This is a genomic window from Vibrio sp. 1078-1 (assembly GCF_033340475.1).
In genome coordinates this window covers 1-677 of sequence record NZ_JAWOWM010000398.1, presented here as the reverse complement: position 1 = coordinate 677, position 677 = coordinate 1, and the positions used below count along the sequence as shown (strand labels likewise).

The window sequence follows — 677 nt, the reverse complement described above, 5'->3', positions numbered from 1 at the left end:
CCTTTTACTTCGTTTACTTGGCCATGCAGTACCGCCAAACGAACACCACCAACAGCAGAGTTTGATGGAGCGTTAGTATGGTCGATCGTTGAAAACATCACAGGGGTGCTGTTCGCAAGAGCAACAGGTGATGCGATAGTGGCTGCAACAGCCAATGACGTCATAAGCTTTTTCATTTTTATCTCCATGATGGTAAGCAGTAATTTACAACATAGTGTAATGTTCAGATTTTGCGCTATTCGGACACAAAAAGTGTTAGCAATAGGTCATATTTAACAATCTGACTATCCTAGAAAAAAATTCATCTCAGTTATTTTTCTGTTTTTCCACTGACGCTGCCGGAACGCATCCCTCACAATTCACATCTTCTTTTACCTACACTGAAAAATGCACAGTGGGCAAACACCAGACGCAAAAAAGCCGAGGTTCACACCTCGGCTTTTTGTTCTACTCGGCTTGGAATAGCGCGGGATGATTACATCATGCCCATGCCACCCATACCGCCCATACCACCCATGTCAGGCATGCCTGCACTTTCTTTTTGTGGTAGGTCAGTTACCATCGCTTCTGTTGTGATCATTAGACCAGCGACAGACGCTGCAAATTGTAGAGCGCTACGAGTTACTTTAGTTGGGTCTAGGATACCCATCTCTAGCATGTCGCCGTATTCACCCGTC

Annotated in this window: 1 pseudogene; it reads right to left on the bottom strand. The window is 45.1% G+C overall.

The features are described 5' to 3' along the window. Positions 1–475: 475 nt before the first annotated feature. Positions 476–677: pseudogene (gene groEL / locus R7190_RS27800) on the bottom strand (chaperonin GroEL); the annotation flags it as partial.